Below are 25,820 nucleotides of genomic sequence, written 5' to 3' on the forward strand. Positions count from 1 at the left end.
GGTCACCCTCGGGGCGTGCCGACCCGGGTGAGACGACCGATCGCGCTGCTCGTCGTGCTCGCGCTCGCGACGGCCGTCGCGTGCGTGGTGCCGCTGTGGTGGGCGCGCGTGCGCCCGGTCGCACCCACCCCGGTCGACCCCGGGCGGGTCGAGGCCGCCCGGGCCGCGCTGGCAGCGCTCCGCATCACCGAGCCGCTGCCCGTCGAGGGCTACCGGCGCGAGTTCTTCGGCGAGCCGTGGGCCGACGTCGACGGCAACGGCTGCGACACCCGCAACGACGTGCTCGCGGCCTGGCTCACCGATGTCCGGCTCGACCCCGCGCGCCCCTGCCTGGTGGTCTCCGGCACGCTGCGCGACCCCTACACCGGGCACCTCGTCGAGTTCGTGCGCGGCCCCGACACCAGCGCGGAGGTGCAGATCGACCACGTGGTCGCGCTCGCCGACGCCTGGCGCAAGGGCGCCTCGTCGTGGCCGCCGCACCTGGCGCTGGCCTTCGCCAACGACCCCGCCAACCTCGTCCCGACCAGCGCCGCCACCAACCAGGACAAGGGCGCCGACGACGCCGCGCGCTGGCTGCCGCCCAACGCCGGCTACCACTGCGCCTACGCGGTGCAGCAGGTGCAGGTGAAGGCGGCCTACGACGTCGGGGTCACGAGCGAGGAGCACGCCGCGCTGCGCGAGGCGCTCGCCGGGTGCCGCGGCGCGCGTGGTCGGCCGGTGTCGGGCCCGGCGGTTAGCCTCGCACCAGAGCGAGGACCAGGGCGCAGCCCGGACGGACGAGAGGCGGTGGGTCGTGTTCGCACTCGACGGCACCGTGATCCTCTCGGCGACCGACCTGACCGTCGCTCTCACCTGCGAGTACGCGCTGCTGCGCCGTCTCGACGAGGTGCTGGAGCGGGCGCCCCGGCTGGAGGTCGTCGACCTGGTCCGCGAGCGCGCGGCAGCCCTGGGTGACGCGCACGAGCTCCGCGTGCTCGAGGGCTACCGGGAGCGGTTCGGCGACGCGGTCGTCGAGATCGAGCCCGTCTCCGACTGGACCCGCGACGAGCTCGTCGCCGCCCACGAGCGGACGGTCGCCGCGCTGGCCGCCGGGGCGCCGGTCGTCGCGCAGGCGAGCTTCTTCGACGGGCGCCTGCACGGGCGGGCCGACTTCCTCGTCCGCGAGGGCGAGGTCGACGGCGTGCCGCGCTACGCGGTCGTCGACGCCAAGCTCGCGCGCCGGGCGCGCGCCACCGCGATCCTGCAGCTCGCGGTCTACGCCGACCAGGTCGAGCGTGCCGGGATCGCCGTCGCGCCGACCACGCACCTGCACCTGGGCAACGACGTCGTCACCCGGCACGACACCGCCGACAGCCTGGTCGTCACGCGCGGCATCCGCGCCCACGTGCAGCGCCTCGTCGACCGGCACGTCGACGAGCCGCCGGTCGCGTGGGGCGACGAGCGCATCACCGCGTGCGGCTGGTGCGAGCACTGCCGCGCGGCGATCGAGCCCGCGCGCGACCTGCGGCTGGTGTGGGGGCTGCGCGACCGGCACCGCGAGACGCTGCGCGACGCGGGGATCACGACGATCGACGCGCTCGCCGCCTCCGACGGCGAGATCCGCGGCATGAACCCGCACGCGCTGGAGCGGCTGCGCACCCAGGCACGGCTGCAGCTGCGGCAGGAGCGGGCCGCCGAGGCTGGCCAGACGCCGTCGGTGTTCGCGCAGGTCCACACCCTCGACGCGCTCGACGAGCTGCCGCCACCCGACCCCGGCGACGTGTTCTTCGACTTCGAGGGCGACCCGATGTGGGTCGACGACGACCGGTCCACGTGGGGTCTGGAGTACCTGTTCGGGCTCCTCGAGGCCCCGACGCCGGAGCACCCCGAGGGCCGCTACGTCACCTTCTGGGCGCACGACCGGGCGCAGGAGCGGCGGGCGTTCCTCGACTTCCTCGACTACCTGCGGCAGCGCCGGGCCGAGCACCCCGGCATGCACGTCTACCACTACGCGTTCTACGAGCCCGCGGCGCTGCGCCAGCTCGCCGCGCGGCACGGCGTCGGGCGCGAAGAGGTCGAGGAGCTCCTCGGCGCGGGTGTCTTCGTCGACCTCTACGAGACGGTCAAGCGCGGCGTGCACGTCTCGCAGCGCTCGTACTCGATCAAGAAGCTCGAGCCGCTCTACATGGGCGACCGGCTGCGCGACGCCGACGGCGTCACCGACGGCGGTGCCTCCGTCGTCGCCTACGCGGAGGCCGCAGCGATGCGCGCGGCGGGCGACGAGGCCGGCTGGGCGGAGCGGATGGCGGCGCTCGCCGACTACAACCGCTACGACTGCGAGTCGACGTGGCGGCTGCGCGACTGGCTGCTCGCGCTGCGCGCCGACGCCCACCGCGAGCGTCTCGACGAGGTCGTCGCGCACGCGGCGGCGGCGCTCGGCGCCGAGCCGGTGGCGGAGCTGCAGCCGGAGCTCGTCACGGGGCTGGAGGAGGTCCGCCGCAGCGGCACCCGGGTGCGCGAGCACGAGCTGCTCGTACGCCGGCTGCTCGCCCGCGACGACCCCGACCCGGCGGTGCCGCTGGTCGCGGCCGCGCTCGGCTACCACGACGCCGAGGACGAGGCCTTCTGGTCCAGCCACCGCGCCCGGCTGCAGGCGGCAGCGCCGGACTGGGCCGACGAGAAGGACGTGCTCGACGTCCACCACGCCGAGGCCGAGCCGTGGGGCGAGCCGACCGCGCGGGGACGGATGCGACGCCACCTCGTCGTCGAGGGGCGGCTCGGGCCGGGCAGCACGATCGAGCCGGGGGCGGACGTGTTCTGCGTGTACCGGCCACCGCTGCCGATCGGGATGCAGCCCCGCGCCGGTCAGGTGCGCGGCACCAGCCGCGCGACCGTCCTCGCCCGGACGACGACCACCGACGGCCTCGACCGGCTCGAGCTGCGCGAGCGGCTCGACGAGGGCGTGCAGCCCCACAGCGAGACCCCGATGCTCGTCGCACCCGGCCCGCCGCCGCGCAGCCGCACCCTGGTGTCGGCGATCGGTGAGGTGGCCCGCGGCCTGCTCGGCGACACCGCGCCCGTCGCCGGCGCGGCGCTCGACGTGCTGCGCCGCACCCCGCCGCGGCAGCGGTCCGGGGCGCTGCCGGTGGCGGCCGAGGGCGCGAGCGACGCGCTCGCGACCACCGTGACCGCTGCCCTGCTGGACTCCGACGACTCCTACCTCGCGGTCCAGGGCCCGCCCGGCACCGGCAAGACCTGGCTCAGCGCCGCCGTCGTGGCCCGGCTGGTCCGCGACCACGGCTGGCGGGTGGGCGTCGTCGCGCAGTCGCACGCCGTGGTCGAGCACCTCCTCGACGGCGTCGTCGCCGCGGGTGTGCCGGTCGGCGCGGTCGCCAAGCGCGGCGGCGACGGCGGCTGGCGGCGGCTCGGCGGCGCCGGGCACCACCGCTTCCTCGATCGCGCCGACGGAGGCTGCGTGCTCGGCGGCACGTCCTGGGACTTCGCCAACCGCAACCGCGTCGCGGCGGGCTCGCTCGACCTGCTGGTGGTCGAGGAGGCCGGCCAGCTGTCGCTCGCGAACCTGCTCGCCACCGCGACCGCGGCGCGCCGGCTGCTGCTCGTGGGCGACCCGCAGCAGCTGCCGCAGGTCAGCCAGGCGCGCCACGACGCCCCGGTCGACACGTCCGCGCTGGGGTGGCTGATGCGCGGCCACGACGTGCTGCCGGACGAGCTCGGCTACTTCCTCGACCGCACCTGGCGCATGCACCCGAGCCTGTGCCAAGCCGTCTCCCAGCTCGCCTACGACGACCGGCTCGGCAGCGCCCCACCGGCGGCCGCCCGCCACCTGGAGGGCGTCGAGCCGGGCGTGCACGAGGTGCTGGTCGAGCACCGCCGCAACGTCGCCCGCTCGCCCGAGGAAGCCGCGGAGGTCGTCGCCCAGGTCGAGCGGCTGCTCGGGCGCACGTGGTCCGACGAGCACGGCACCCGGCCGCTGACCGAGGCCGACGTCGTCGTCGTCGCGCCGTACAACGCGCAGGTGCAGGCGATCGACGAGGCGCTCGCCGGCGCGGGGCTCGGCGGGGTGCGCGTGGGCACGGTCGACCGTTTCCAGGGGCAGGAGGCGGTCGTCGCGGTGCTCTCGCTCGCAGCGTCCACGGCACGCGACGCCGCGCGCGGGCTCGGCTTCCTGCTCGACCGTCACCGGATCAACGTCGCGCTGTCACGAGCGCGATGGGCAGCGATCGTCGTGCGCTCCACCGCCCTCACGCGCACGATGCCCACCCGTGCCGACGAGCTCGCCGACCTCGCGGCCTTCCTGCGCGTCTCCGGCCGCGCCCACGAGCACCGGCCGCGGGCGAGCCGACCGGTCGCGGCTGCGGCCGCCGGCTAGGAGCGGACCGGGACGGTCAGGACTCCGAGGCCCGGTCCGTCAGTGCCCGGCTCCCGGTCAGACGCCGACAACCCGGTCGGGAGTCCACCACCCGGCCGGCACTCCGACACCCGGTCAGGACTCCGGCAGCCCGGTCAGGACTCCGAGACCCGCTCGCCGACGTCGTCGCTGCCGACCTCGCCGGAGGCCTGCTCGTAGCCGTTGTGCGACCGGACCCCGCGCATCACCAGGTAGAGCACGGCGCCGATCGCGAGCAGGACACCGCCGAGGAGCCACACCGGCCCCGACTGCTGCGTCGCGAGCACGATGCAGCTGATCACACCCAGCACCGGCACGACCGCGGGGACGTGGAAGTGCTTGTGCTCCACACGGTCCTTGCGCAGCACCAGCGCGGCCGCGTTCGTCGACACGAACACGACGAGCAGGAACAGCACGACGGTCTCGGCCAGCGTCTGCAGGGACCCGATGATCGCGAGCAGGATCGACAGCCCGGTCGTCGCGACGATGGCGACCCACGGTGTGCGCCGCCCCGGCAGCAGCCGGGACAGCACGGTCGGCAGCAGCCGCTGGTCGGCCATGCCGTACGCGAGCCGGGAGCTCATGATCGACGTGAGCAGCGCGCCGTTGGCGATCGCGACGAGCGCGACGAGCGAGAACGCCCAGCCGGGGACCGCGACGCCCGAGGCGCGCACGACGTCGAGCAAGGGGCCGCTCGAGTCCGCGAGCTCCTCCGGCGCCAGCAGCGCCGAGGAGCCGAGCGCGACGAGCAGGTACACCGCTCCGGCCGCGAGGAGGGCGCCGAACAGCGCCCGCGGGTAGACGCGCGAGACGTCCTTGACCTCCTCCGCCACGTTCGCGGAGGTCTCGAAGCCGACGAAGCTGTAGAAGGCGAGCAGCGCGGCACCGAGCAGGGCGAGCACGGGCGCGTCGACCGCCGGCGCCTCCATGACCCGCCCGATGTCGCCGGTGCCGCCGGCCAGCGCGACCGCCGCCACGACCACGACGAGCACGAGGCCGGTGACCTCGATGGCGGTCATGACCAGGTTGGAGCGCACCGACTCCTTGATGCCCCGCAGGTTGAGCGCGGCGACCAGCGCGAGGAACACCGCCGCCACCAGCGATACCGGGAGCGCCACGAAGGTCGCGAGGTAGTCGCCCGCGAAGGCGACCGCCAGGCCCGCGACCGAGACGATGCCGGCGCAGAGCATGCAGTAGCCGACGAGGAACGCCACCACCGGGCTCTTGAACGCCCGCTGCGCGAACACCGCAGCCCCGCCGGCCTTCGGGTACTTCGTGACCAGCTCGGCGTAGGAGCCCGCCGTGAGCAGCGCCATGACGAGCGCCACCAGGATGGGCACCCACGTCATGCCGCCGGCCTCACCCGCCAGCTCTCCCATGAGCGCGTAGACACCCGCGCCCAGCACGTCGCCGAGGATGAAGACGAGCAGCAGCCCGCCTCCGATGCCCCGCTTGAGGGTCGTCGTCGAGTCGGCCGCCACGCCTCAGAGCCTCGTGGCGCGGATCACATCCGCACCCAGTCGGGCCCGGGTCGAGCGAATCAGGTCGATCGCCTCCGCCGAGACCGCGTCCGCGAGGCCCTGGTGCGAGCCCAGGAACGTGGGCGGCAGACCGGGCACCGTCCAGGGCCGGAGGATCTCCAGCGCGTGCGACACCGCGCCCCGCACCGCGACGGGGTCGGCGCCCGGCGGGAGCGGCGCGATGATCGACAGCAGCCAGCGCGCCCCGGAGACGTCGACGACGCTGCCGCGGCGCGGGTCGTCGAGCGCGCCGCCGAGCCGCCGCGCGCCCAGCAGCACCGCCGCCCGACCGGCGTCGCTCGCGTGCCAGGCGAGCAGCTGCTCGATCGCCTCGTCCGGCAGCTCGGTGAGCAGCGCCGAGACGCCGGTGCTCGCGCCCGGCTCGCGCGGGTCGTTGGTCAGGCCCGCGATGCCGCTCGCGTCCATCGGCGCGAACGCGCTCGCCGTCGCGCCGGCCGTCACGCCCGGGTCGAGCGCGGAGAGGTCGCCGTCGACGCTGAGCGCCTGCACGGCGAACCAGTCGCGACCGCGCACCTCCTCGGGGAGGAACGGCACGTCCGGCATCCGCACGGAGCTGACGAAGACGTTGAGGGAGTCCGGCAGCGGGGCGTCGCGCAGCGCACGCCAGGTCGCGGCACCGGCCTCGGCCGGGAAGGTCGCGGTGCCGCCGGTGAGCGCGGGAGCCCGGAGCAGGTCGACCTCGACCGCGGTCACGATCCCCACGACGCCACCGGCGCCGCGCAGCACGCGCATGAGGTCGGGGTCGCTGGTGTCGTCGACCCAGCCGTGCTCGCCGTCGGGCCGCAGCAGCTCGACGCGGCGCACGGTCTGCGCCGACAGGCCCACCTGGCGGGCGATCCAGCCGTGCCCGCCGGCCAGCACGAGCGGCACGAGCGAGACGTCGGGGCTGGTCCCGACGGCGGGCACGAGGTCGGTGCCGGCGAGCCGGGTCGTGAGAGCGCCGGCGGTGACCCCGGCGCCGACGACCGCGGTGGCGGCCGCCTCGTCGACCTCGATGCGGTCGAAGGCGCCGAGACGCACGAGGATCGAGCCCTCGAGGTCCTCGCTGGCGCCGTGCCCGAGCGCCTGCGTGGCGACCGTGAGGCCGCTGGCGCGGGCGGCTGCGAGAACCGCGCGCAGGTCGTCGACCGACGTGGCGTCGACGACGGCGGCGGGGCGCTGCCGCACCGCGAGCTGGTGGGCCTGGCTGTGCTCGTCGTAGCCCGGGTCGGCGGGCAGCAGGACGCGGCCGGCAACGGATGACAGATCGGGGGTCACCTGAGTCATGGCGTCACGCTAGACCTGCCCTCCGACAGGGAGAAGGGGGTGTGTCCGGACGTCTCAGCGACGGTGTGAGGGTGACCTCTACGCTTCCCGGGTGACGACCCACACCCTCACGCCGTCGGGCTGGCCGACGCCGCTGCGCCGACCCGCGATGGCGAACGTCGAGGACCCTCGGCCCGGTCTGGAGCTCACCAACCGCCACCTCGTGCTCGACGGCGCCCCGACCGTCCCCGTGAGCGGCGAGATCCACTACTCGCGGGTGCCGCGAGCACGCTGGCGGGAGCGGCTGGAGCTGATGCGCTCGGGCGGTGTGACGATCGCGTCGACATATGTGATCTGGGCCCACCACGTACCGGTGCGCGGCGAGCCGGACTTCGCCGGCGGTCTGGACGTCGGGGCGTTCGTCGACGCCTGTGCCGACGCCGGCCTCGCGGTCGTGCTGCGCGTCGGACCGTGGTGCCACGGCGAGGTGCGCAACGGCGGCTTCCCCGACTGGGTGCAGCAGGCCGACGTCGGCCACCGCACCGACGACCCTCGCTACCTGGCGCTGGTGCGCGAGTGGTACGCGCAGGTCGCGGCCGCCGTCGCCGACCGCTGCGGCCCGGACGGCCCGGTGCTGGGCATCCAGCTCGACAACGAGCTCTACGACCAGCCCGGCCACCTCGCGACCCTCAAGCGGCTGGCGCGCGAGGCCGGTCTGCACGCGCCGCTGTGGACCGCGACCGCGTGGGGCGGCGCGCAGCTGCCGCTGCCGGAGGTGATGCCGGTCTTCGGCGGCTACGGGGACGGCTTCTGGGTCGACTCCGACGAGGGCTGGCACCCGACGTTCCGCGCCCACTACGCGTTCAGTCGCGCCTGGGACGACCCCGGCATCGGGGCCGACCTGCGCACCGCGCCGCCCGGCTCGGCGGCCGCGAGCGAGCCGGGCACCTGGTTCCCGCCCGCCACGTGCGAGCTGGGCGGCGGCATGGCGACCACCTACCACCGCCGCAACCACCCGACCGCGCTCGACGTGGCCGCCGTCGCGCACACGAAGATCGGCAACGGGTCCGCGTGGCAGGGCTACTACATGTACGTCGGCGGCACGAACCCGCGGCCCGGGCTGCAGGAGTCGCACGCGACCGGCTACCCCAACGACCTGCCGCCGCTGTCCTACGACTTCCACGCACCGGTCGGCGAGGCGGGTCTGCTCGCCCCGAGCCACGCCGAGCTGCGCCGTCAGCACGCGTTCCTCGCGGCGTTCGGGCACCGGCTCGCGACGTGGCCGAGCACGCTGCCCGAGGTGCTGCCGAGCGGTCCGGACGACGTGACGACACCGCGCTGGGCCTACCGCGGCGACGGCCGCGAGGGGGTGCTGCTCGTCGCGTGGCACCAGCCGCACCACCAGCCGCTGCGGTCGACCGAGCCGCTCCGGTTCCGCGTCGCGCACACGGCCGGCGAGGTCGTCCTGCCCTCCCGACCGGTCACGATCCCGCCCGGCACGCTCGCGCGCTGGCCGGTCGGTCTGGACGTCGGCGGCGTCGTGGTCGAGCACGCGACGGCGTCCCTGCTCACCGTCCTCGACGCTCCCGGGCCCGACGGCGTGCCGACCCTCGTGCTGACCGCCGACCCGGGCGTCCCGGTCGAGGTCGCCGTCGGGGGCACCGTGCACGCGCTGGCGCCGGCACGCGTCCCGCACCGGCTGGGCGACGACCGCGCTCTCGACGTGCTCGTGCTCCCCGAGAGCGACCTGCCGCACGTCTGGGTGCGCGAGTCGCCCGGCCGCACGCTGCTCCTCAGCGAGGCGACGTTGCGCTGGGGTGCGGGCGAGGACCTGCTCGCGACCGGTGCGGAGGCGGCGGTGCTGCGCTACGACGTCGCCGCCCGCGGCTTCGTCGAGGTCCCGCTCGTCCCGCGCGGCCCCGGCGCGGTGTCCGCGGCGGTCGCGGCGTCGCGGCTGCGCGACGCCGTCGGGCCCGTGCCGGCGGGGCACGGCCGCTCCGGCGGCCGCGAGTCGGCGCCCGCACGCGCCGTCCTCGACCACCACGCGGCGGTGTGGCGCCTCGAGCTGCCGGCGTGGGCGTCCGAGTCGGCGCGGCTGACGTACCTGCGTGTGGAGTGGGCGGGCGACGTCGGCGAGCTGCGCGTCGACGGCCGCACCGTCGCCGACCGGTTCTGGGACGGCTCGACGTGGTGGGTGAACCTCGCCGACTCCGGCCTCCTCGACGGCGAGCTGACGCTGCACCTGCTGCCCCTGTCGCCGTCCTCGACGGTCGCGCTGCCGCCGGAGGCGCAGGCGCGTCGGGGCGTGGACGACCTGCTCGCGCTCGACGCCGTCACGCTGGTGCGGCACGAGGAGCGCGCCGCACGCTGAGGCGCCTCAGCGCTGCGGGGTGTCCCAGGCGCTGCTCGGGCCGTTCGACGCCTCGTCGGAGCCGCCGGACGGGCGGGAGGAGGAGCCGGTGAACTTCTCCTTGACCATGTTCGCGACCTGGTCGGTGACCTTGGCGCCCTGCTCGCGCACGACGTCGGTGATCGCGCTCTCGGCCTGCGCCACCTTGTCCTTGACGACGGGGTGGTCGAGGGCGGAGCGCGCGCCGGACTTGATCTTCTCGTACTGCTCACGACCCGCGCGGGTGCCGAGCACGTAGCCGAGCGCGGCCCCGGCGATGAATGCGACCTTGCCGTTCATGTGAACCTCCCGGGTCGAGTCTGGCGAGTCGTCAGTCTCGCACGACCGCGACGCAGGTCAGCGGGTGTCGGCGGGGACCGGGCGCAACCCGGCCTCGGCGAGGACGTCGAGCGCGGGGCCCGCGGTGTTGAAGGTGTAGACGTGCAGCCCCGGCGCCCCGGCCGCGAGCACGCCGTGCACGAGGTCGACGCTCGCGGTGAGGCCGCGCCGGTAGCGCTCCTCGGGCGTGGGGGCCTCGTCGAGCGCAGCCAGCAGCGCCGGCGGCACCGGCACCCCGGTGAGGGTCTCCAGCCGGCGCAGCCGCCTGGGATCGGTGAGCGGGATGATCCCCGGCACGATCGGCAGGTGCACACCGGCGGCGCGGGCCGCCGCGACGAACGCCGCGTAGCTCGCCGGGTCGTAGAACACCTGCGTGATCGCGTAGTCGGCGCCCGCCTCCTGCTTGGCGAGCAGCGCCTGCACGGTCGTGGGATCGACGACCGGGACGCCATCGGCGTCGAAGGTGCCGCCGGGGTAGGCGGCGACGGCGATGCTCAGCGGGCGGGGGCCGTCGCCGTCGGGCGTGCCGAACCGCTGCGCCTCGACGCGGCGGAGCAGCTGCACGAGCTCGCTCGCGGTCGTGTAGCCCTGCGGGTGCGGGCGCCAGTCCGGCTCGCCCTCGGGCGGGTCGCCGCGCAGCGCGAGGACGTCGCGCACGCCGATGTCGAGCAGCCGGCGGACGACGCCGTCGAGGTCCCCCTCGGACGCACCGACGCAGGTGAGGTGCGCGATCGCGGGCACGTCGGTGCGGGTGAGGATGTGCTCCAGCAGCGCCCCGGAGCTCTCGCGCGTGCGGCCGCTCGCGCCGTAGGTCACCGAGAAGAAGTCGGGGTCGACGGCGGCCAGCGCCGCGACCGTCCCAGGGAGCTCGCGCTCCCCCTTCGGGGTGCGCGGCGGGTACAGCTCGAACGAGATCGTCGGGCTGTCGGCGGGCACGCTGAAGAGGCTAGCCGTGCTCATCGGAGCCCGCGGGAGGTGGTGGCCATGATCGCTCCATCGACACCTGGCGTGAGCACCCTTCCCTCGGCAGGCCTGCCACTGGGGGGTTGCTGCGGCGTCGTCGAGCCAGGACTCTCGGCCGCTCTGGATGGGTCCCGGCAAGGATAGGAGGGGTTCGAGCGGTGGTCACGCGCTCTCAGCATGTGGGATCCGGAGACGGGGACGAGGCACGCCGTCCCGCTCGGCGCGCCACGCAGCGGCTGCGCGGACGGCGCGGCGGTGCTTGACTCGAGACGATGACCGAGCGCGTCGACGCCGCCTTCGCAGCCGCGCCGCGGGAGTGGTTCCTGCCGCGGGCCGCGCGCCCGCGCGCGGGGCACGACGGGCCGATCCAGATCGGCCGTGGGCAGACGAACTCTCAGCCGCGCACCGTGCGGGACATGCTCGAGCTGCTCGACGTCCGGCCGGGGCAGCGGGTGCTCGACGTCGGCGCGGGGTCGGGGTGGTCGACGGCGCTGCTCGCCGAGCTGGTCGGGCCCGAGGGCACAGTGCACGGCGTCGAGCTCGAGCCCGACCTGGTCGCGTTCGGGTCGGCCAACCTCGCCCAAGGGCCGTGGCGGTGGGCGTCGATCGCGCCCGCCACGCCCGGCGTGCTCGGCGATCCGGCCCACGCGCCCTATGACCGGGTGCTCGTCTCGGCCGAGGCCCGCGAGCTGCCGGCCGAGCTGCTCGCGCAGCTCGCCGACCCCGGTCGCATGGTGATCCCTGTGCGCGGCACGATGACGCTGGTCGAGCGCAGCGACGGCGTCGACCGCGTCACCGAGCACGGCGGCTACCGGTTCGTGCCGCTGCGCTGACGGCTCAGCCCCGCACCATCCCGATCAGCCGGTCGAGCACCTCCTCGCCGGCGACGCGCAGCGCGTTGTGCAGGTGGTCGTTCACCCACAGCCGCGCGTCGGGGAGCAGCGCCGCGGTCTCCTCGGAGAACGTGCGGTCGACGTAGGGGTCGTCGGCGTAGACGGCCGCGGCGACAGGGACGTCGGCGGCGGCGAGCGCATCGGGGTCGTAGAGCCGCGGCCAGGGGTGGTCGGCCAGGATCTGCGCGACCTCGCGGTAGGGGGCGAGGTCGGGGCAGTCGGCGAAGTGCCACGCGAACACGTGCTCGCCGGTGAGCAGCGTCGGGTCGGCGCGAACGTCGTCGGGCATCGTGCGGTCGCCCGCCCAGCGTGTCGCGTGGCCGTCGGCGTAGCTCGACTCGTGGATGACGGCGTAGAGCGGGTTGCGGCCGGAGAACGGCAGCAGGTCGTGCAGGTCGGCGGCGAACGCCGGCGAGGCCGGGTCGCGCTCGAGCAGGTAGTGCAGCGCCAGCGAGCCGCCGTCCATGCCGAGCTGGTAGCCGAGGCCCTGCAGCCGGCGCGGCGCGACCGGGGTGCCGTCGAGCAGCCGCACCTCGCCTCGCTCCGCGCGCTCGACGACGGCGCGCAGCCGGGCGCGGTCGTCGGGGAACGTCGCGTAGTGCCGCTCCACCAGCGTGCGCATGCGCGCGTGTGTGGCGGCGTAGACATCCTCCGGCGGGCGCCCGACCGGCGGCAGGCCGCCGGTCACGTACACCTCGGTGAGGCCGCCCGCCGCGGTCGACAGGTAGTGCAGCGAGCAGAACCCGCCGAAGGACTGGCCCAGCAGGCTCCACCGCTGTACGCCGAGCGCCTCGCGCAGCAGCTCGGCGTCGCGCACGATCGCGTCGGCGCGGAACCGGGTGAGGTAGGCGGCGTCGGCGGCCGGGTCGGTCACGGTGCCGCCGTACGGTGTCGAGCGACCGGTGCCGCGCTGGTCGAGCAGCACGACCCGGTAGTCGCGCAGGGCGCGGTTCAGCCACGCCGGTCCCGACGGCGTCACGCTCGGCCGCGGCGACTCCTGGCCCGGGCCTCCCTGCAGGAAGACGAGGTACGGGCGGTCGCGACCGTCGTCGGCCGCGACCACGCGCGCGAACACCTCGATCGTGCGGCCGTCGGGGTCGTCGTGGTCCCACGGCACGTCGAGGAGATGGTCGGTGAGCTCGAGCCCGTCGAGGTGCCAGGTGGAGGTGCGGTGCGCCATCCGGCCAGGGTAGGAGCCACCCCAGACCACCGGCGACCGGTCGGGGCTCAGCCGCGGACGAGGTCCTCGTAGCCGGCCACCGGCACCACCCCGGCGGCGGTGCGCGCGAGGTCGGCGTCGAGGGTGACGAACGCGTCGGCCTGCAGCCGGGTCACTGCCAGGTACTCCGCGGTCGTGGTGTCCTCCCAGCCGAGCTCCTCGGCGAGCTGCCACGCGACCGCGCGCGAGACCCGGTCGCCGAGCAGCCGGATCTTCGTCGTCGTCACGTGGTCGAGGATCGCGCGCGCCTCCAGACCGGTCATCTCGCCGGCTCGCACCGCGCGGTAGGTGCGCGAGAGCACCTGCGAGCGCAGCAGGTTCGGCGCCACCAGCCGGTGGTGCTCGTCGGGTCGCAGGCCCTCGCGCGCGAACCGGATCGCGACGTCGGCATCGATGACGAACCTCATCGACGCATCGTGGCACCGCCGCCTCGTGCGGTCGAGGGCAACCGGACGATTCGCCTGCCGAACGCCTGCGCGCCACTTATTTCGACCCTTAGAGTAACTCCCGCTGCCTCGCCCTGCTCGACGTGGAACGGAGACACCGATGAGACCGTCCGGAGCCCGGCGAACCCTCGCGCTCGCCGCCCTCGCAGCCCTCGCGCTGACCGCCACCGCGGCGGCCGCACCGCCCGACGCGCTCGCCGAGCCGAACGGCGGCCGCGGCACGAGCGAGTTCCGGGGCGTCAACTGGGCCGACCCACGCGACAACTTCGCCTCCGACGAGGTGGTGCCCTCGGGGTTGAGCACCGACGACGACTACGCCACCACCTACGACGTCGCGACCGGGATCCTGTCCGAGTTCCGCACCGAGCTCGGCGCGAACACGGTCCGGCTGCCGATCAACCCCTGGACCGTCGGCACCGACTGGTGGGAGTCCTACACAGGTGCGATCGACGCCGCGACCGACCTGGGGATGAAGGTGATCCTCAGCTACTGGGAGGCCGACGACGCCAAGGACGGTCGCGTCGACGACATGGCCGCGTTCCACCAGATGTGGACGACCGTGGCCCAGGAGTACGGCCGCAACCGGTTCGTCTACGCCGAGCCGATGAACGAGCCGTTCGGCTACTCGCTCGAGGAGTGGGTGGACCTCACGTCGCAGTTCCTCGCCGACCACCGCCGCGAGATCCCCCGCAGCCGGGTGGTGATCTCCGGGACCGGCTACAACGACGACGTCACCGGCGTCGGCGCCGCGCCCGAGCTGCGCGGCACCCTGCTCTCGCTGCACTTCTACGGGTTCTGGGCCGACCACACGACCGAGGCGGAGTGGCTGGCGAACCTGCTGCCCCGCATCAGCCCGTACGCGCACCGCACGATCGTCGACGAGGCGGGCGCACCGATGACGATCGGGCTGAACTACGGCAACCACGAGGGCAACACCTCGACGGCCTACCTCGGTGCGCTCACCCGGGTCGCCCGCGAGAACGCGATGGGCATCGTCTACTGGCCCGGGCTGCGCAACGGCGACTCCTACTCGCTGACCGAGCTCGTCGGCCCCGGCGACCTCGCCGTCACGAGCGAGAGCGGCCTCGCCCAGCTCCGGTGGGGGTGGGGCCTGCTCGACACCGAGCCGGTCAACGACGACCCGCCGGCCCCGCCGGGCGCCCCCGTGCAGGGGGTCGCGAGCGGTCGCTGCCTCGACGTGCCCGGCTGGTCGACGACGCCCGGCACGGCGCTCGACCTGTGGGACTGCAACGGCGGCGGCAACCAGAGCTGGGACGTGCGCGCCGACGGCACGGTCACCGTCTACGCCGACATGTGCCTGACGGCGTCCGGTGCCGCCGGCAGCGCCGCCGTCATCGCCGACTGCGACTCCTCAGCGGCCCAGCGGTGGACGCTCGCCGGCGACGGCACGATCACGACCGCCACCACGGGGTTGTGCCTGACCGCGGCCGGCACCGGCAACGGCTCCGCCGTGCGGATCGAGCCCTGTGCGGGTACCGACCACCAGCGGTGGCTGGTCGGCTGACCCGCACCCACAGGCCCGACGGCCCGACGGCCTGACTCGTCGTCGAGACCGAGCGTCGGCGTCGAGACCGAGCGGTGCGCCGCTCGTGCTCGACGGCGGGGCTCGGTCTCGCGCGCGGCGCTCCGGAGCCGTCGGGGAGGCATCGATCGCGGCCCACGGACGGGCACCACCACCTAGGGTGTGGCTTGAGACGCCCCACGGAGGAGAGGTACCGATGCCCCAGACCGTCACCGGCGTGATCGCCCGCTCGAAGGACGCCCCGGTCGAGCTCGTCCCGGTCGTGGTCCCCGACCCCGGGCCGGGCGAGGTGGTGGTCGACGTCCAGGCCTGCGGCGTCTGCCACACCGACATGCACTACCGCGACGGCGGCATCAACGACGACTTCCCGTTCCTGCTCGGGCACGAGGCGGCCGGCGTCGTCGAGCAGGTGGGTGAGGGCGTCACCGAGGTCGCGGTCGGCGACTACGTGATCCTCAACTGGCGCGCCGTCTGCGGGCAGTGCCGCGCGTGCCTGCGCGGGCGGCCCTGGTACTGCTTCGCCACCCACAACGCGTCGCAGCGGATGACGCTGGAGGACGGCACCGAGCTCACCGCGGCGCTCGGCATCGGTGCGTTCGTCGAGAAGACGCTCGTGCACGCCGGGCAGTGCACGAAGGTCGACGCGGCCGCGCCGCCGGAGGTGGCCGGGCTGCTGGGCTGCGGCGTCATGGCGGGCATCGGCGCCGCGATCAACACCGGTGGCGTCGGCCGCGGCGACGCGGTCGCGGTGATCGGCTGCGGCGGTGTCGGCGACGCCGCGATCATGGGCTCCCGGCTGGCGGGCGCCGCGCGGATCATCGCGGTCGACGTCGACGACACCAAGCTCGAGTGGGCCACCGGCATGGGCGCGACCCACACGATCAACTCGCGCAGCACCGACCCGGTCGAGGCGATCCGCGAGCTGACCGGCGGCCACGGCGCCGATGTCGTGATCGACGCCGTCGGCACGCCGACGACCTACGAGCAGGCGTTCTACGCGCGCGACCTCGCCGGCACCGTCGTGCTGGTCGGGGTGCCCAACCCGTCGATGCGGATCGAGCTGCCGCTGCTCGACGTGTTCGGCCGCGGGGGCGCCCTGAAGTCGTCCTGGTACGGCGACTGCCTGCCGAGCCGGGACTTCCCGATGCTCATCGACCTGTACCTGCAGGGCAGGCTGGACCTGGAGGCGTTCGTGACCGAGAGGATCGGTCTCGGCGACGTCGAGGCGGCGTTCACCAAGATGCACGAGGGCTCGGTGCTGCGATCGGTGGTGGTGCTCCGATGACGCTGCGGGTGGAACGGGTCGTCACCTCCGGCACCTTCTCGCTCGACGGCGGCACCTGGGAGGTCGACAACAACGTCTGGGTCGTCGGCGACGAGACCGAGTGCGTCGTCATCGACGCCGCGCACGACGCGACGCCGATCCTCGCCGCGGTCGGCGACCGGGACGTCGTCGCGATCCTGCTCACCCACGCCCACGACGACCACATCCGTGTCGCGCCGGAGCTGGCCGAGACGACCGAGGCCGAGGTGTGGCTGCACCCCGACGACCGGGTGCTGTGGGACGCCGTGCACGACCAGGCACCGGACGGCGAGCTCGCCGACGGGCAGCGGTTCGCGGTCGGCGGCGAGGAGCTGGAGGTGCTGCACACCCCGGGCCACAGCCCTGGCGCGGTGTGCTTCCACCTGCCGGCGCTGCGCCGCGTGTTCACCGGCGACACCCTGTTCCAGGGCGGCCCGGGCGCGACCGGGCGCTCCTACTCCGACTTCGGCACGATCATCGACTCGATCACCGACCGGCTGCTGGTGCTGCCGCCCGAGACCGTCGTGCACACCGGGCACGGCGACGACACCTCGATCGGCGCCGAGGCGCCGCACCGCCAGGAGTGGATCGACCGCGGCCACTGACGCCGACCGGCGGGCGGCGCGCTAGTCGTCGTCCGACCGGGCGGCCGCCCGGCGGGCCTCCTGCCAGCGACGTCGCATCGCGTCGAGGTCGCCGACCGGGCCGAGGTGGGCCAGCTTCTCGGGCGAGGTGACCGAGCGGATCCCGACGACCTGGCCGTCGAGGATCTCCAGCGACCAGGTGCCGAGCACGCGGTCCTCGGGGTCGAGGATGACGGCGCCGGGCTGACCGTTGACCTCGCGGCGCTGCAGCGAGGCACCCGCGGCCAGCAGCGTCGGGATGGTCGCGACCAGGATGCGCGCCGCCTGCAGCGCACCGAACGTGCCGCCGGTGCCACCGGCGACGCCGCCGCTGTCGTTGACCGCGTGCACGTCGGCGGCCAGCAGCGACCGGAGCGCGTCGACCTCGCCGCCCGCGAGCGCGGCGAAGAACCGGTCGGCCAGCTCCTCGCGCTTGCGTCTGTCGGCCTCGAACCGGGTGCGCCCCTCGGCCATGTGCCTGCGCGCGCGCGTGCCGAGCTGCCGGCAGGCCGCCTCGGACCGGCCGACCGCGGTCGCGACGTCGGCGTAGGAGAAGCCGAACACCTCGTGCATGACGAACACGGCCCGCTCGAGCGGGCTGAGCCGTTCGAGCAGCAGCAGCGCCGCCATCGAGACCGAGTCGGCGAGCTCGGCCGCGCGCACCGGGTCGCCCTCGAGCACGGCCGGCTCCTCGGCGAGCTCGTCGGTGAGCAGCGGCTCCGGGAACCAGGGGCCGACGTAGGCCTCGCGCCGCGCCCGCGCGGAGCGCAGCACGTCGATCGAGATCCTCGTGACGACGGTCGCCAGCCAGGAGCGCAACGACTCCGGCTCGACGTCGGCCGCCTCGTAGCGCAGCCACGTCTCCTGCACCGCGTCCTCGGCCTCGCTGACGCTGCCCAGGATCCGGTAGGAGATCGAGAACAGGAGCCCCCGGAGCTTCTCGAACGCGTGCGGGTCGGCCATCGCGACCACCTCCTCGGCACCTGGGACGAGACAGCGCTCGCGGATGTGACATCGGGCGGCGATGTCACGTCCGGGTGCCGCTGTCTCGTCCTCGATCACACCACACCCCGCGCAGCCGCCGGGGTGGCGGTCGAACGAAGGAGGTCCTATGAACACCGCCCTGTGGATCGCCACCGTGATCCTCTGCCTGGCGTACGGGGCCGGCGGCGTGGCGATGCTGGTCATGAGCCGCGAGCGGTTCCGGAACATCTCCACCGGCCAGCACTACGTCGACGACCTGCCGCAGCACACCCTCACGGTGCTCGGCGTCATGAAGCTGCTCGCGGTGGCCGGGATGCTGCTGCCCGCGCTGCTCGGTGTGGCGACCTGGCTCGTGCCGCTCGCGGCGCTCGGGCTGGTGCTCCTCATGACCGGCGCCGCGACCATCCGCATGGTGCGGCGCGAGTGGGGGGCGTTCGTCGGCGACGTCGCCTACCTGTCGCTCGCGGCGTTCGTCGCGTGGGGACGGTTCGTCGCGGTGCCGCTGGGCTGATCGGTGCCCCGGCGTGGGACGGTGTCCAGACGCGGGCGGCAGGAGACCGCTAGCCTCCAGGGCGCGCTGTTCAACTTCGCGTTCTACGGCGTGCTGTTCGCGATGAGCCTGCTGCTGCAGCAGGGCCGCGGCCTCAGCGCGGTCACCAGCGGCCTGCTGTTCCTGCCGCTGACCGGCTGATCTCCGTCGGGACGCTCGCCGCCGCGCCTGCTGCTCGGCGATGGGGCCGCCGCGCGGTCCTCGGCGCCGCCCAGGGTGCTCTCGCCCTCACGCTCCTCGGTGCGGCGTGGGCGAGCACGTCCGCGTCGCTGGTGCCCCTCGTCCTCGCGCTCGCCCCGGCCGGGCTGGTCTCAGGTGTGCTGGTCTCGACGATGACCGCCCAGTCGATCGCCACGGTCGAGCCGGGTCTGCACGGCGCCGCCTCCTCGGTGCTCAACACCTCGCGCCAGCTCGGCTCCGCCGTCGGTGTCGCGGTCGTCGGGCCCCTCCTCGGAGCCGCCCACGATCTCGACCGCGGGTTCATCGCCTGCCTCGGCGCTGGTGCCGGCGCCGTGGTGGTCGCGCTGGCTCTCACGCTGCTCGGCCGCCGTCGCGCGGTCCAGGTGCGGCTCGCCTGACCGCGGCCTCCCCAGCGCGCCGCGCTCCCGGCGTGGCCGCTGGTGCCGGAGACGACGACCGCGTCAGGCGCGCTGGACCGCACCCGCGGCTGACCGCCGAGCCACCCCGGCGGCCCGGGCGGTGGCGAGGACCCTGCGGACGTCTCCCCGCGTCGCCCAACCGCGCCACGATGGACTCATGGACGCCGTCGTCACCTGGGTGGCCGGTTGGTTCTGGGCCACCGATCACGAGGTCTCGAGGTTCGTGCTGCAGCGCGGCGTCGCGCTCGTCTACGCGATCGCGTTCGTGGCGGTGCTGCAGCAGTTCCGGCCCCTGCTCGGCGAGCGCGGGCTGCTGCCGGTGCCGCGGTACCTGGAGCGGATGGGCCCCGCCGTCGGGCCGACGCTGTTCCGGTGGCGCTACTCCGACCGGTTGCTGGCGGCGGTGGCGTGGGCCGGGCTGGCGGTGGCGCTCGCCCTGGTCGTGGGGCTGCCGCAGACCGGGCCGCCCTGGCTGCCGATGCTCGCGTTCGCCGCGCTCTACCTGCTGTACCTGTCGGTGGTCAACGTCGGGCAGGTGTTCTACGGCTTCGGCTGGGAGTCGCTGCTGCTGGAGGCCGGCTTCCTCGCGGCGTTCCTGGGCTCCGACGGCGTCGGGGTGCCGACGCTGGTGCTGCTCGCCTTCTGCTGGCTGCTGCTGCGGGTCGAGCTCGGCGCGGGGCTGATCAAGATGCGCGGCGACCCGTGCTGGCGCGACCTCACGTGCCTGTACTACCACCACGAGACCCAGCCGATGCCGGGCCCGTTCTCGGCCTTCTTCCACGCGCTGCCGAAGCCGTTGCACAAGGTGGAGGTCGCCGCGAACCACGTCGTGCAGCTCGTCGTACCGTTCCTGCTCTTCGCACCGCAACCGGTCGCCTCGGTGGCGGCGGGGCTCGTGGTCGTGACGCAGCTGTGGCTGGTCGCGTCGGGCAACTTCGCGTGGCTGAACTGGCTGACGATGCTGCTCGCGTTCGCGGCGGTCTCCGACGACGTGCTGCGTGCGGTGCTGCCGGGCCTGCCGGTGACGCCGCCGAGCGCGTCGGGCCCGGGGTGGTTCGCCGTCGTCGTGGGCGCGGTGACGCTGCTCGTGCTCGCGCTGTCGTACCGGCCGGCGCGCAACCTCGTGTCGCGGCGCCAGAAGATGAACGCCGCCTTCAACCGGTGGCACCTCGTAGGCGCCTACGGCGCGTTCGGCTCGATCACGCGTCGCCGCGACGAGGTCGTCGTCGAGGGCAGCGCGGCCGACGACCCCGGCGACGAGAGCGCCTGGCGGGAGTACGTGTTCAAGGGCAAGCCGGGCCCGGTCGACCGCCGGCCGCGGCAGTGGGCGCCGTACCACCTGCGGCTGGACTGGGGCATGTGGTTCCTCGCGCTCGGCTCGGTCGCGCAGCACGTGTGGTTCGAGCGGTTCCTGCTGCGGCTGCTGGAGGCGGACCCGGCGGTGCTGCGGCTGCTGCACCACGACCCGTTCGACGGCGAGCGACCCCGGTGGGTGCGCGCCCGGGTGTTCCGGTACCGCTACGCGACGCGTGCCGAGCGTCGCCGCGACGGCGTCTGGTGGGTCCGCGACGACCGCGGGCTGCTCGTCGACCCCGAGATGCTCGACCGGGTGGCACGGGCGCGGTAGCCGCGTGCCGAGCGCGCCCCCGGGCCCGTCAGCGCAGCGCGACCGGGAACAGCTCGGTGCGGGCGACGACGCGGTCGCGCGTCTGCGCCTGCGCGAGCCGCCGCGGGTCGGCGAGATAGGCGTCGAGCGCCGCGCGGCCGGGGAACCGGTACAGCTGGACCTCGTGCGGTGCGCCGTCCGCCCCGTCCCCGACGGCGCGGCTCACCACCTCGGCACCGTGCTCCGGCAGCAGCGCGAGCACCTCGTCCTCGTACGCGGTCATCGCCTCCTCCTGCCCCGGCACGGCCCAGAGCAGGCAGCAGAGGGTGAGGGTGTCGGTCATGGCAGCAGTCTCGTGCAGGGCCGCGACCCGGCGCGAGACCCGGTGCGGCGTCCACGCTGTCGCGAGGTCCGGCCTGGCGTCAGTCCGTCGCGACGAGGTCGCGCAGCGGTCCGGCCGGGTAGTGGATCCAGCCCTCGCGCGCGGCCATCCGGGTGCCGGGCGGGGCGGTCCGCCCGAGGGCGACGGCGCGCGCGACGAGCGCGCCGACGACGGCGTCGAGCGCGTGGTCGCTCGCGCGCACGGTGGGCTCGTGGTCGCCGAGGTCGAGCCACGGCGCCGCCTCCTGCAGCGCGGTCACGAGCGCGGCGCGGGCGGCCGTCAGGGCGCGCCCCTTGTACCCGCGGTGCGGCAGCCCCCACTGCTTGAGGGCCGCGGCCGGGTAGACCTCCGCGACCGTGCCCGCGCCGTCGCGCCGCACGTCGACGCCACGCACCCGGGCCTGCGCCAGCACCGTCGCGCACCGCAGCGCGGTGTGGCCGATGAGGTCGGCCGAGACGCTCAGCGGGACCAGCCCGACCTGCTGCCGCACGTGGAGGTCGGTGGCGCGGTTGACCAGCGGCACCTTCCACCTCGGCTGCTCGGCGGCGTCGAACGGCACCTCGTCCTGGTGGTGGGCCGTCACGAACGCGACGAAGTCGCTCGGCCACCCCAGCGGGCTGTCGATGCCGACCTTGGTGGCCGGCCCCCGCAGCACCGCGACCAGCGCGTCGTCGTCGGCGCCGACGACGACGTCGGTCACCACCGCCGGCCCCGCGCGCCAGTCGACGTGCGCGACGGCCGTGCCGCGCGGCGCGGCCGCGAGGTCGATCCCGGCGGTGATCACCGGGTCAGCCTGCCACCGCGGCAGGCTCGCTCACGCCGTCGAGCACGCCCGAGATCGAACGGTGCGACCGGGACCGGACGCTGCGGCGTCCGGTCCCGGGTCACGGAGCCGATCCCGGCTAGCCCCGCTCAGGACCGGCGGCTCACCAGGTGGGCTTGGCTGGGCCCTCGCCCAGGTCGGGGATCGGGAGGCGCGCGCCGCCCTGCTTGGCGGACTCGTACGCGATGACGCCCGGCAGCGTGAAGCGGGCCGCCGTCCAGGCGTTGACCGGCGGCTGGGTGCTCGTCGTCACCGCGCGCACGAAGTCGTCGGCGAGGAAGTGGTGCGAGCCCTCGTGGCCGTTGTGGGCGCCGTCGAACTCCTTCGGCAGCCGGCTGCGGTCGTGGACCTTCGCCAGCCCGGAGCTGAAGCTCTGCATGAGGGCGGGGTCGACGTCGCCGAAGCCCTCGGGCACCTGGCCGGCGTGGGTGTAGAAGAGGTCGCTGATGTCGAGCGTGTCGCCCTTGGCGTAGTCCTCGCCCTCGGTCTTGATGCTCAGCGTCGCGCCGTGGCCGGTCTGCTCCATGACCGCCTCGGTGCCGTAGAACCGGAACCGCGACTCGTGGCCCTTCCAGTAGCCGACGCGACGGAACTCGTTGGTGCGCATCGCGCCGCCGTCGGCCAGCTCGAACAGCGCGGTCATGTTGGAGAACGTGTTGCCCCACCGCGACACCTGGGCGTCGAACACGCCGTCGCCGCGATCGTCGGGGATGCCGATGCAGCTGACGCTGGTCGCGTAGGTGGGCAGCGCGCCGAGCACGCCGCCGATCGCGTGCGTCGGGTAGAGCATGGGCGGGAAGCTCGCGGTCGACTTCCAGTCGTCGCCGCCGCTGTAGCGGTAGGCGGCGTAGAAGCCGTTGTCCATGTCGTGCACGTAGTCGCCCTCGGAGTAGAAGACGCGGCCCAGCTCGCCCGCGGCGACCTTCTCGCGGGCCCACACGACGGCGGGGTTGTAGTAGCTGGTCTCGCCCATCATGTAGATGAGCCCGGTGCGCTCGACCTCGCGCACGATCGCGGTGATCTCCTCGGACGTGATCGCCATCGGGACCGACGAGTAGACGTGCTTGCCGGCTGCGAGCGCCTGCAGCACCAGCTCGCCGTGGGTCCACCGCTGCGTCATCACCGCGACGGCGTCGACGTCGGAGGCGAGCAGCTCCTCCGCCGAGGCGAACGAGCCCGCGAGCCCGTACTTCTCGACGTGCTCGGCGGCCCGCTCCGGGACGAGGTCGGTGACGTAGACCGCCTCGACGTCCGGGTGGAGCTGCCACAGCGAGATGAAGCTGCGCGCGAACTGACCTGTTCCGATGACACCGATCTTCATGCCGACCACGCTACTGGACACAACCGGTTACTCGTGTCACCTCGGCGTTCTCGGCATCTGTTCTCAGGTGGTGAGACCTCCCGGAGGCAGATGCCTACCGCTCGCGTCCCTACCGGACGCCGAACGTCCGCGATCCGCTCTACCGTGCAGCCCAGCGGCTGCCCGATCACCGCATCACCTGCATCCTGGTCGAGCGCGGCCTGCGCCGCGGCGGCCTGGCCGCGGCGGCCCTCCACGGCGCCGTCGAGCTGATCGCCCAGGCCGGCGGCGGCCTGGTCGAGGGTTACCCGCACGACACCGGCGGCGTCCGCAAGAAGAACTCCTCGTTCCTCTACAACGGCACGCGCGCCATGTACGAGCGCGAGGGCTTCACCTACGACAGGCCCAAGGGCCTCGGCAACTGCGTGATGGTGCGCGAGGTGGCCGCGAGCGCGCCTGCGCACCCGCTCACGCGCTCGCGCGCAGGTAGCGACCGAAGTGCGGCACCGTGAACGCGATCTTGCCGCGCTCGCCGGAGTAGATCAGACCCTTCTTGAGCAGCGCGTCCCGCGCCGGCGACAGCGACTGCGGCGTGCGGTCGAGCAGCCGGGCGACGGCGGCCGTCGGGACCGCGTCGACCTCGCCGTCACCTCCACCGGCCTCGAGCGCGACGTCGGCCATCGCCCGCAGGTACTCGCGCTCGGCCGGTGTCGCCCGCTCGTAGCGGGACCCGAAGAACCCGACCGCGAGCTCGGCCTCCGCCTCGGGTGCGGCGACCGTGACGTCGTCGGCCGTGATCGGCGAGCGCGGCGCGACGTCCCAGGCGACCTTGCCGTACGCCTGCACGAAGTACGGGTAGCCGGCGGTGCGCTCGTAGAGCGCGGCGAGCGCGTCGTCGTCGAACTCGGCACCCTCCTCCGCCGCCGGCACCGTGAGCGCGAGGTCGGCGGCGGCGCGGTCGAGCCGGTCGATGCGGGTGTAGCGGAACAGCCGCTCGCTGTAGGACTTCGAGGCCGAGAGCACCGCGGGCAGGTGCGGCAGCCCGGCGCCGACGACGATGAGCGGCAGCCCCGACTGCGAGATCTCGTGGCACGCCGCGCACAGCGCGGAGACGTCCTCGGGCAGCAGGTCCTGCATCTCGTCGATGAACACCGCCACCCCGCTGCCCGCGTCCGCGGCCAGCCCGCCGACATCGGTGAGCAGCTCGACGAGGTCGATCTCGATGTCGCCGGAGTCGGCCCGCCCCGTCGTCGCCGGGACGTCGATGCCCGGGCTCCAGCGGTCCCGCATGCTCGCCTTCGCGGGCGCCGCCCGCAGCGCGAACGCCTTGATCGTGCCGAGGACTGCGTCGGCGTCCCCGGGGCGCCCCAGCTCACGCACCGCGGTGTGCAGGGCGGCCGACAGCGGACGCCGCAGCGACTGGTCGGGCCGTGCCTCGAGCTTGCCGGTCCCCCACCCCGCCCGCACCGCGGCCGACCGCAGCGCGTTGAGCAGCACGGTCTTGCCGACCCCGCGCAGCCCGGTGAGCACGATCGAGCGCTCGGGCCGCCCGCGCGCCACCCGTTCGAGCACGACGTCGAAGGTGTCGAGCTCGCTGTCGCGGCCGGCGAGCTCGGGCGGGCGCTGCCCCGCGCCGGGCGCGTACGGGTTCCTGATCGGGTCCACGCTCGGACAGTATCCGCATGTCTAGCGAGAACCGCAGATTGGCCCAGACAGCGCAATGGTGTGTCGGCGCACGGCTCGATGTGGTTGTCTCGTGCTGTCTAGCGAGAGCCCTAGACCCACGCAGACTCTCCACGACACCTCCCGTCCACCCGCGGGGCGCCTCCCCGCACATCCGGCTTGACCCTCACGCGACGTGAGGCCCGATGCTCGAGGACATGACTGCCATGACCACCGAGAACGACGTGTCGCTGACCGTCGGACAGGCGGCGGAGCAGACCGGCGTCACGGTCCGGACCCTGCACCACTACGACGAGATCGGCCTGCTCCGGCCGAGCGGGCGCACCGCGTCCGGCTACCGGCTGTACACGGCGGCCGACCTGGAGCGCATGCAGCAGATCGTCGTCTACCGCCGGCTGGGGTTCTCGCTGGAGGAGGTGGCCGAGCTGCTCGCGGACAGCGACGCGGTCGCCCACCTGCAGCGTCAGCGGCAGACCGTGATGGCCCGGATGGCCGAGCTCGGCGACCTCGTCGAGTCCATCGATCGTGCACTGGAGGCCGAGATGAGCGGAACCACCCTGACCGCGGCCGAGCGCCGCGAGCTCTTCGGAGAGAGCTTCGACGAGGAGCAGCGCGAGGCCCAGGAGCGCTGGGGCGACACCGCGCAGTGGAAGCAGTCCGCCGCGCGCACCAAGCGCTACACCAAGGAGGACTGGGAGCGGCTGAAGGCCGAGCAGCGGGGCATCTTCGACCGGATCGTCGCGACCTTCCGCAGCGGCGCCGCACCGGAGCGGACCGAGGCGATGGACGCCGTCGAGGAGCACCGGGTGTTCATCGACCGGTGGTTCTACGACTGCCCGCGCGAGTTCCAGGTGAAGCTCGGCGAGCTGTACGTCGCCGACCCGCGCTACGGCGAGGGGATCGCCGGCGAGGCGCTCGAGGGCCTCGGCAACTGGATCCGCGACGCGATCGTCGCCAACGCCGCACGCGAGGGCTGACGCCCGCCGCGCCGAGAAGGATCGG

General features: G+C 74.3%; 23 protein-coding genes and 1 riboswitch. Of the genes, 12 read left to right on the forward strand and 11 right to left on the reverse strand.

Annotation, left to right across the window (positions count from 1 at the left end):
* Nucleotides 1-27 precede the first annotated feature (27 nt).
* On the forward strand, nt 28-954 hold the full coding sequence (locus tag GPA02_RS10945; protein ID WP_240133998.1) for an HNH endonuclease family protein: 927 nt from the start codon (nt 28-30) through the stop codon (nt 952-954).
* On the forward strand, nt 836-4,369 hold the full coding sequence (locus GPA02_RS10950) for a TM0106 family RecB-like putative nuclease (RefSeq protein ID WP_240134007.1): 3,534 nt from the start codon (nt 836-838) through the stop codon (nt 4,367-4,369). Before GPA02_RS10945 ends, GPA02_RS10950 begins: the two co-directional genes overlap by 119 nt.
* Nucleotides 4,370-4,503: 134 nt before the next feature.
* Here the strand turns inward: GPA02_RS10950 and GPA02_RS10955 are convergent, their stop codons facing one another.
* On the reverse strand, nt 4,504-5,868 hold the full coding sequence (locus GPA02_RS10955) for an APC family permease (RefSeq protein WP_156199974.1): 1,365 nt from the start codon (nt 5,866-5,868) through the stop codon (nt 4,504-4,506).
* A gap of 3 nt (nt 5,869-5,871) precedes the next feature.
* Entirely contained in the window at nt 5,872-7,194 is a 1,323-nt protein-coding gene (locus tag GPA02_RS10960; RefSeq protein WP_156199975.1) for an FAD-binding protein, read from the reverse strand.
* 91 nt (nt 7,195-7,285) lie between these two features.
* On the opposite strand from GPA02_RS10960, the gene GPA02_RS10965 reads away from it, so the two are divergent.
* The gene (locus GPA02_RS10965; protein WP_240133999.1) at nt 7,286-9,544 is read left to right on the forward strand and encodes a beta-galactosidase; all 2,259 of its coding nucleotides are present in this window, start codon (nt 7,286-7,288) and stop codon (nt 9,542-9,544) included.
* A gap of 6 nt (nt 9,545-9,550) precedes the next feature.
* On the opposite strand, the gene GPA02_RS10970 is transcribed toward GPA02_RS10965, so the two are convergent.
* Both GPA02_RS10970 and GPA02_RS10975 read right to left on the reverse strand, forming a co-directional pair.
* Nucleotides 9,551-9,862: a YtxH domain-containing protein gene (locus GPA02_RS10970; RefSeq protein WP_156199976.1), complete on the reverse strand. Its 312-nt coding sequence runs from the start codon at nt 9,860-9,862 to the stop codon at nt 9,551-9,553.
* A 57-nt stretch (nt 9,863-9,919) separates the two neighbouring features.
* Nucleotides 9,920-10,837: a methylenetetrahydrofolate reductase gene (locus GPA02_RS10975; RefSeq protein ID WP_162457755.1), complete on the reverse strand. Its 918-nt coding sequence runs from the start codon at nt 10,835-10,837 to the stop codon at nt 9,920-9,922.
* Nucleotides 10,838-10,891: 54 nt separating this feature from the next.
* Nucleotides 10,892-10,995: riboswitch (SAM riboswitch) on the reverse strand.
* A 141-nt stretch (nt 10,996-11,136) separates the two neighbouring features.
* Here GPA02_RS10975 and GPA02_RS10980 point away from each other — a divergent pair.
* Entirely contained in the window at nt 11,137-11,697 is a 561-nt protein-coding gene (locus tag GPA02_RS10980) for a protein-L-isoaspartate O-methyltransferase family protein (protein WP_156199978.1), read from the forward strand.
* A 4-nt stretch (nt 11,698-11,701) separates the two neighbouring features.
* On the opposite strand, the gene GPA02_RS10985 is transcribed toward GPA02_RS10980, so the two are convergent.
* Complete coding sequence (locus tag GPA02_RS10985; protein WP_156199979.1) at nt 11,702-12,937, reverse strand: alpha/beta fold hydrolase; 1,236 nt, start codon at nt 12,935-12,937, stop codon at nt 11,702-11,704.
* A gap of 47 nt (nt 12,938-12,984) precedes the next feature.
* Nucleotides 12,985-13,383, reverse strand: a complete 399-nt coding sequence (locus tag GPA02_RS10990) for a PIN domain-containing protein (protein WP_156199980.1) — start codon at nt 13,381-13,383, stop codon at nt 12,985-12,987.
* 139 nt (nt 13,384-13,522) lie between these two features.
* Here GPA02_RS10990 and GPA02_RS10995 point away from each other — a divergent pair, with 139 nt between their 5' ends.
* The 3 genes from GPA02_RS10995 to GPA02_RS11005 all read left to right on the forward strand — a co-directional run bounded on the left by GPA02_RS10995 (nt 13,523) and on the right by GPA02_RS11005 (nt 16,873).
* Entirely contained in the window at nt 13,523-14,947 is a 1,425-nt protein-coding gene (locus tag GPA02_RS10995) for a ricin-type beta-trefoil lectin domain protein (protein WP_156199981.1), read from the forward strand.
* Between the two features lie 214 nt (nt 14,948-15,161).
* Nucleotides 15,162-16,250, forward strand: coding sequence for an S-(hydroxymethyl)mycothiol dehydrogenase (locus tag GPA02_RS11000; protein ID WP_156199982.1), 1,089 nt, complete (start codon nt 15,162-15,164; stop codon nt 16,248-16,250).
* Nucleotides 16,247-16,873: an MBL fold metallo-hydrolase gene (locus GPA02_RS11005; RefSeq protein ID WP_156199983.1), complete on the forward strand. Its 627-nt coding sequence runs from the start codon at nt 16,247-16,249 to the stop codon at nt 16,871-16,873. The genes GPA02_RS11000 and GPA02_RS11005 overlap by 4 nt, the downstream gene beginning before the upstream one ends.
* Before the next feature lie 21 nt (nt 16,874-16,894).
* Here the strand turns inward: GPA02_RS11005 and sigJ are convergent, their stop codons facing one another.
* Nucleotides 16,895-17,854, reverse strand: a complete 960-nt coding sequence (sigJ, locus tag GPA02_RS11010) for an RNA polymerase sigma factor SigJ (RefSeq protein ID WP_156199984.1) — start codon at nt 17,852-17,854, stop codon at nt 16,895-16,897.
* Between the two features lie 148 nt (nt 17,855-18,002).
* Between sigJ and GPA02_RS11015 the strand changes: the two genes are divergently transcribed.
* The 4 genes from GPA02_RS11015 (at nt 18,003) to GPA02_RS11030 (ending at nt 20,651) form a co-directional block, all read left to right on the forward strand.
* A complete protein-coding gene (locus GPA02_RS11015) occupies nt 18,003-18,386 on the forward strand; it encodes a DoxX family protein (RefSeq protein WP_156199985.1) in 384 nt (127 codons plus the stop codon).
* Between the two features lie 21 nt (nt 18,387-18,407).
* Nucleotides 18,408-18,566 (forward strand): hypothetical protein, encoded by a 159-nt coding sequence (locus tag GPA02_RS11020; protein ID WP_156199986.1) that lies wholly within the window; start codon nt 18,408-18,410, stop codon nt 18,564-18,566.
* Nucleotides 18,566-19,003 (forward strand): MFS transporter, encoded by a 438-nt coding sequence (locus GPA02_RS11025; protein ID WP_338027521.1) that lies wholly within the window; start codon nt 18,566-18,568, stop codon nt 19,001-19,003. Before GPA02_RS11020 ends, GPA02_RS11025 begins: the two co-directional genes overlap by 1 nt.
* 178 nt (nt 19,004-19,181) lie before the next feature.
* Entirely contained in the window at nt 19,182-20,651 is a 1,470-nt protein-coding gene (locus GPA02_RS11030; RefSeq protein WP_156199988.1) for a lipase maturation factor family protein, read from the forward strand.
* A 28-nt stretch (nt 20,652-20,679) separates the two neighbouring features.
* Here the strand turns inward: GPA02_RS11030 and GPA02_RS11035 are convergent, their stop codons facing one another.
* The 4 genes from GPA02_RS11035 to GPA02_RS11050 all read right to left on the reverse strand — a co-directional run bounded on the left by GPA02_RS11035 (nt 20,680) and on the right by GPA02_RS11050 (nt 24,800).
* Nucleotides 20,680-20,973 carry a hypothetical protein gene (locus GPA02_RS11035; RefSeq protein WP_156199989.1) on the reverse strand — a complete coding sequence of 98 codons (294 nt, stop codon included), beginning with the start codon at nt 20,971-20,973 and terminating at the stop codon, nt 20,680-20,682.
* 79 nt (nt 20,974-21,052) lie between these two features.
* On the reverse strand, nt 21,053-21,796 hold the full coding sequence (locus GPA02_RS11040; RefSeq protein ID WP_156199990.1) for a DUF429 domain-containing protein: 744 nt from the start codon (nt 21,794-21,796) through the stop codon (nt 21,053-21,055).
* A gap of 142 nt (nt 21,797-21,938) precedes the next feature.
* Nucleotides 21,939-23,156, reverse strand: a complete 1,218-nt coding sequence (locus GPA02_RS11045) for a Gfo/Idh/MocA family protein (RefSeq protein ID WP_156199991.1) — start codon at nt 23,154-23,156, stop codon at nt 21,939-21,941.
* 447 nt (nt 23,157-23,603) lie between these two features.
* Entirely contained in the window at nt 23,604-24,800 is a 1,197-nt protein-coding gene (locus GPA02_RS11050) for an ATP-binding protein (protein ID WP_156199992.1), read from the reverse strand.
* A gap of 215 nt (nt 24,801-25,015) precedes the next feature.
* Between GPA02_RS11050 and GPA02_RS11055 the strand changes: the two genes are divergently transcribed.
* Complete coding sequence (locus GPA02_RS11055) at nt 25,016-25,795, forward strand: MerR family transcriptional regulator (protein WP_240134000.1); 780 nt, start codon at nt 25,016-25,018, stop codon at nt 25,793-25,795.
* Nucleotides 25,796-25,820: the final 25 nt, after the last annotated feature.

Origin of the sequence: Actinotalea caeni (genome assembly GCF_009733795.1) — a bacterium.
GTDB lineage: Bacteria > Actinomycetota > Actinomycetes > Actinomycetales > Beutenbergiaceae > Pseudactinotalea > Pseudactinotalea caeni.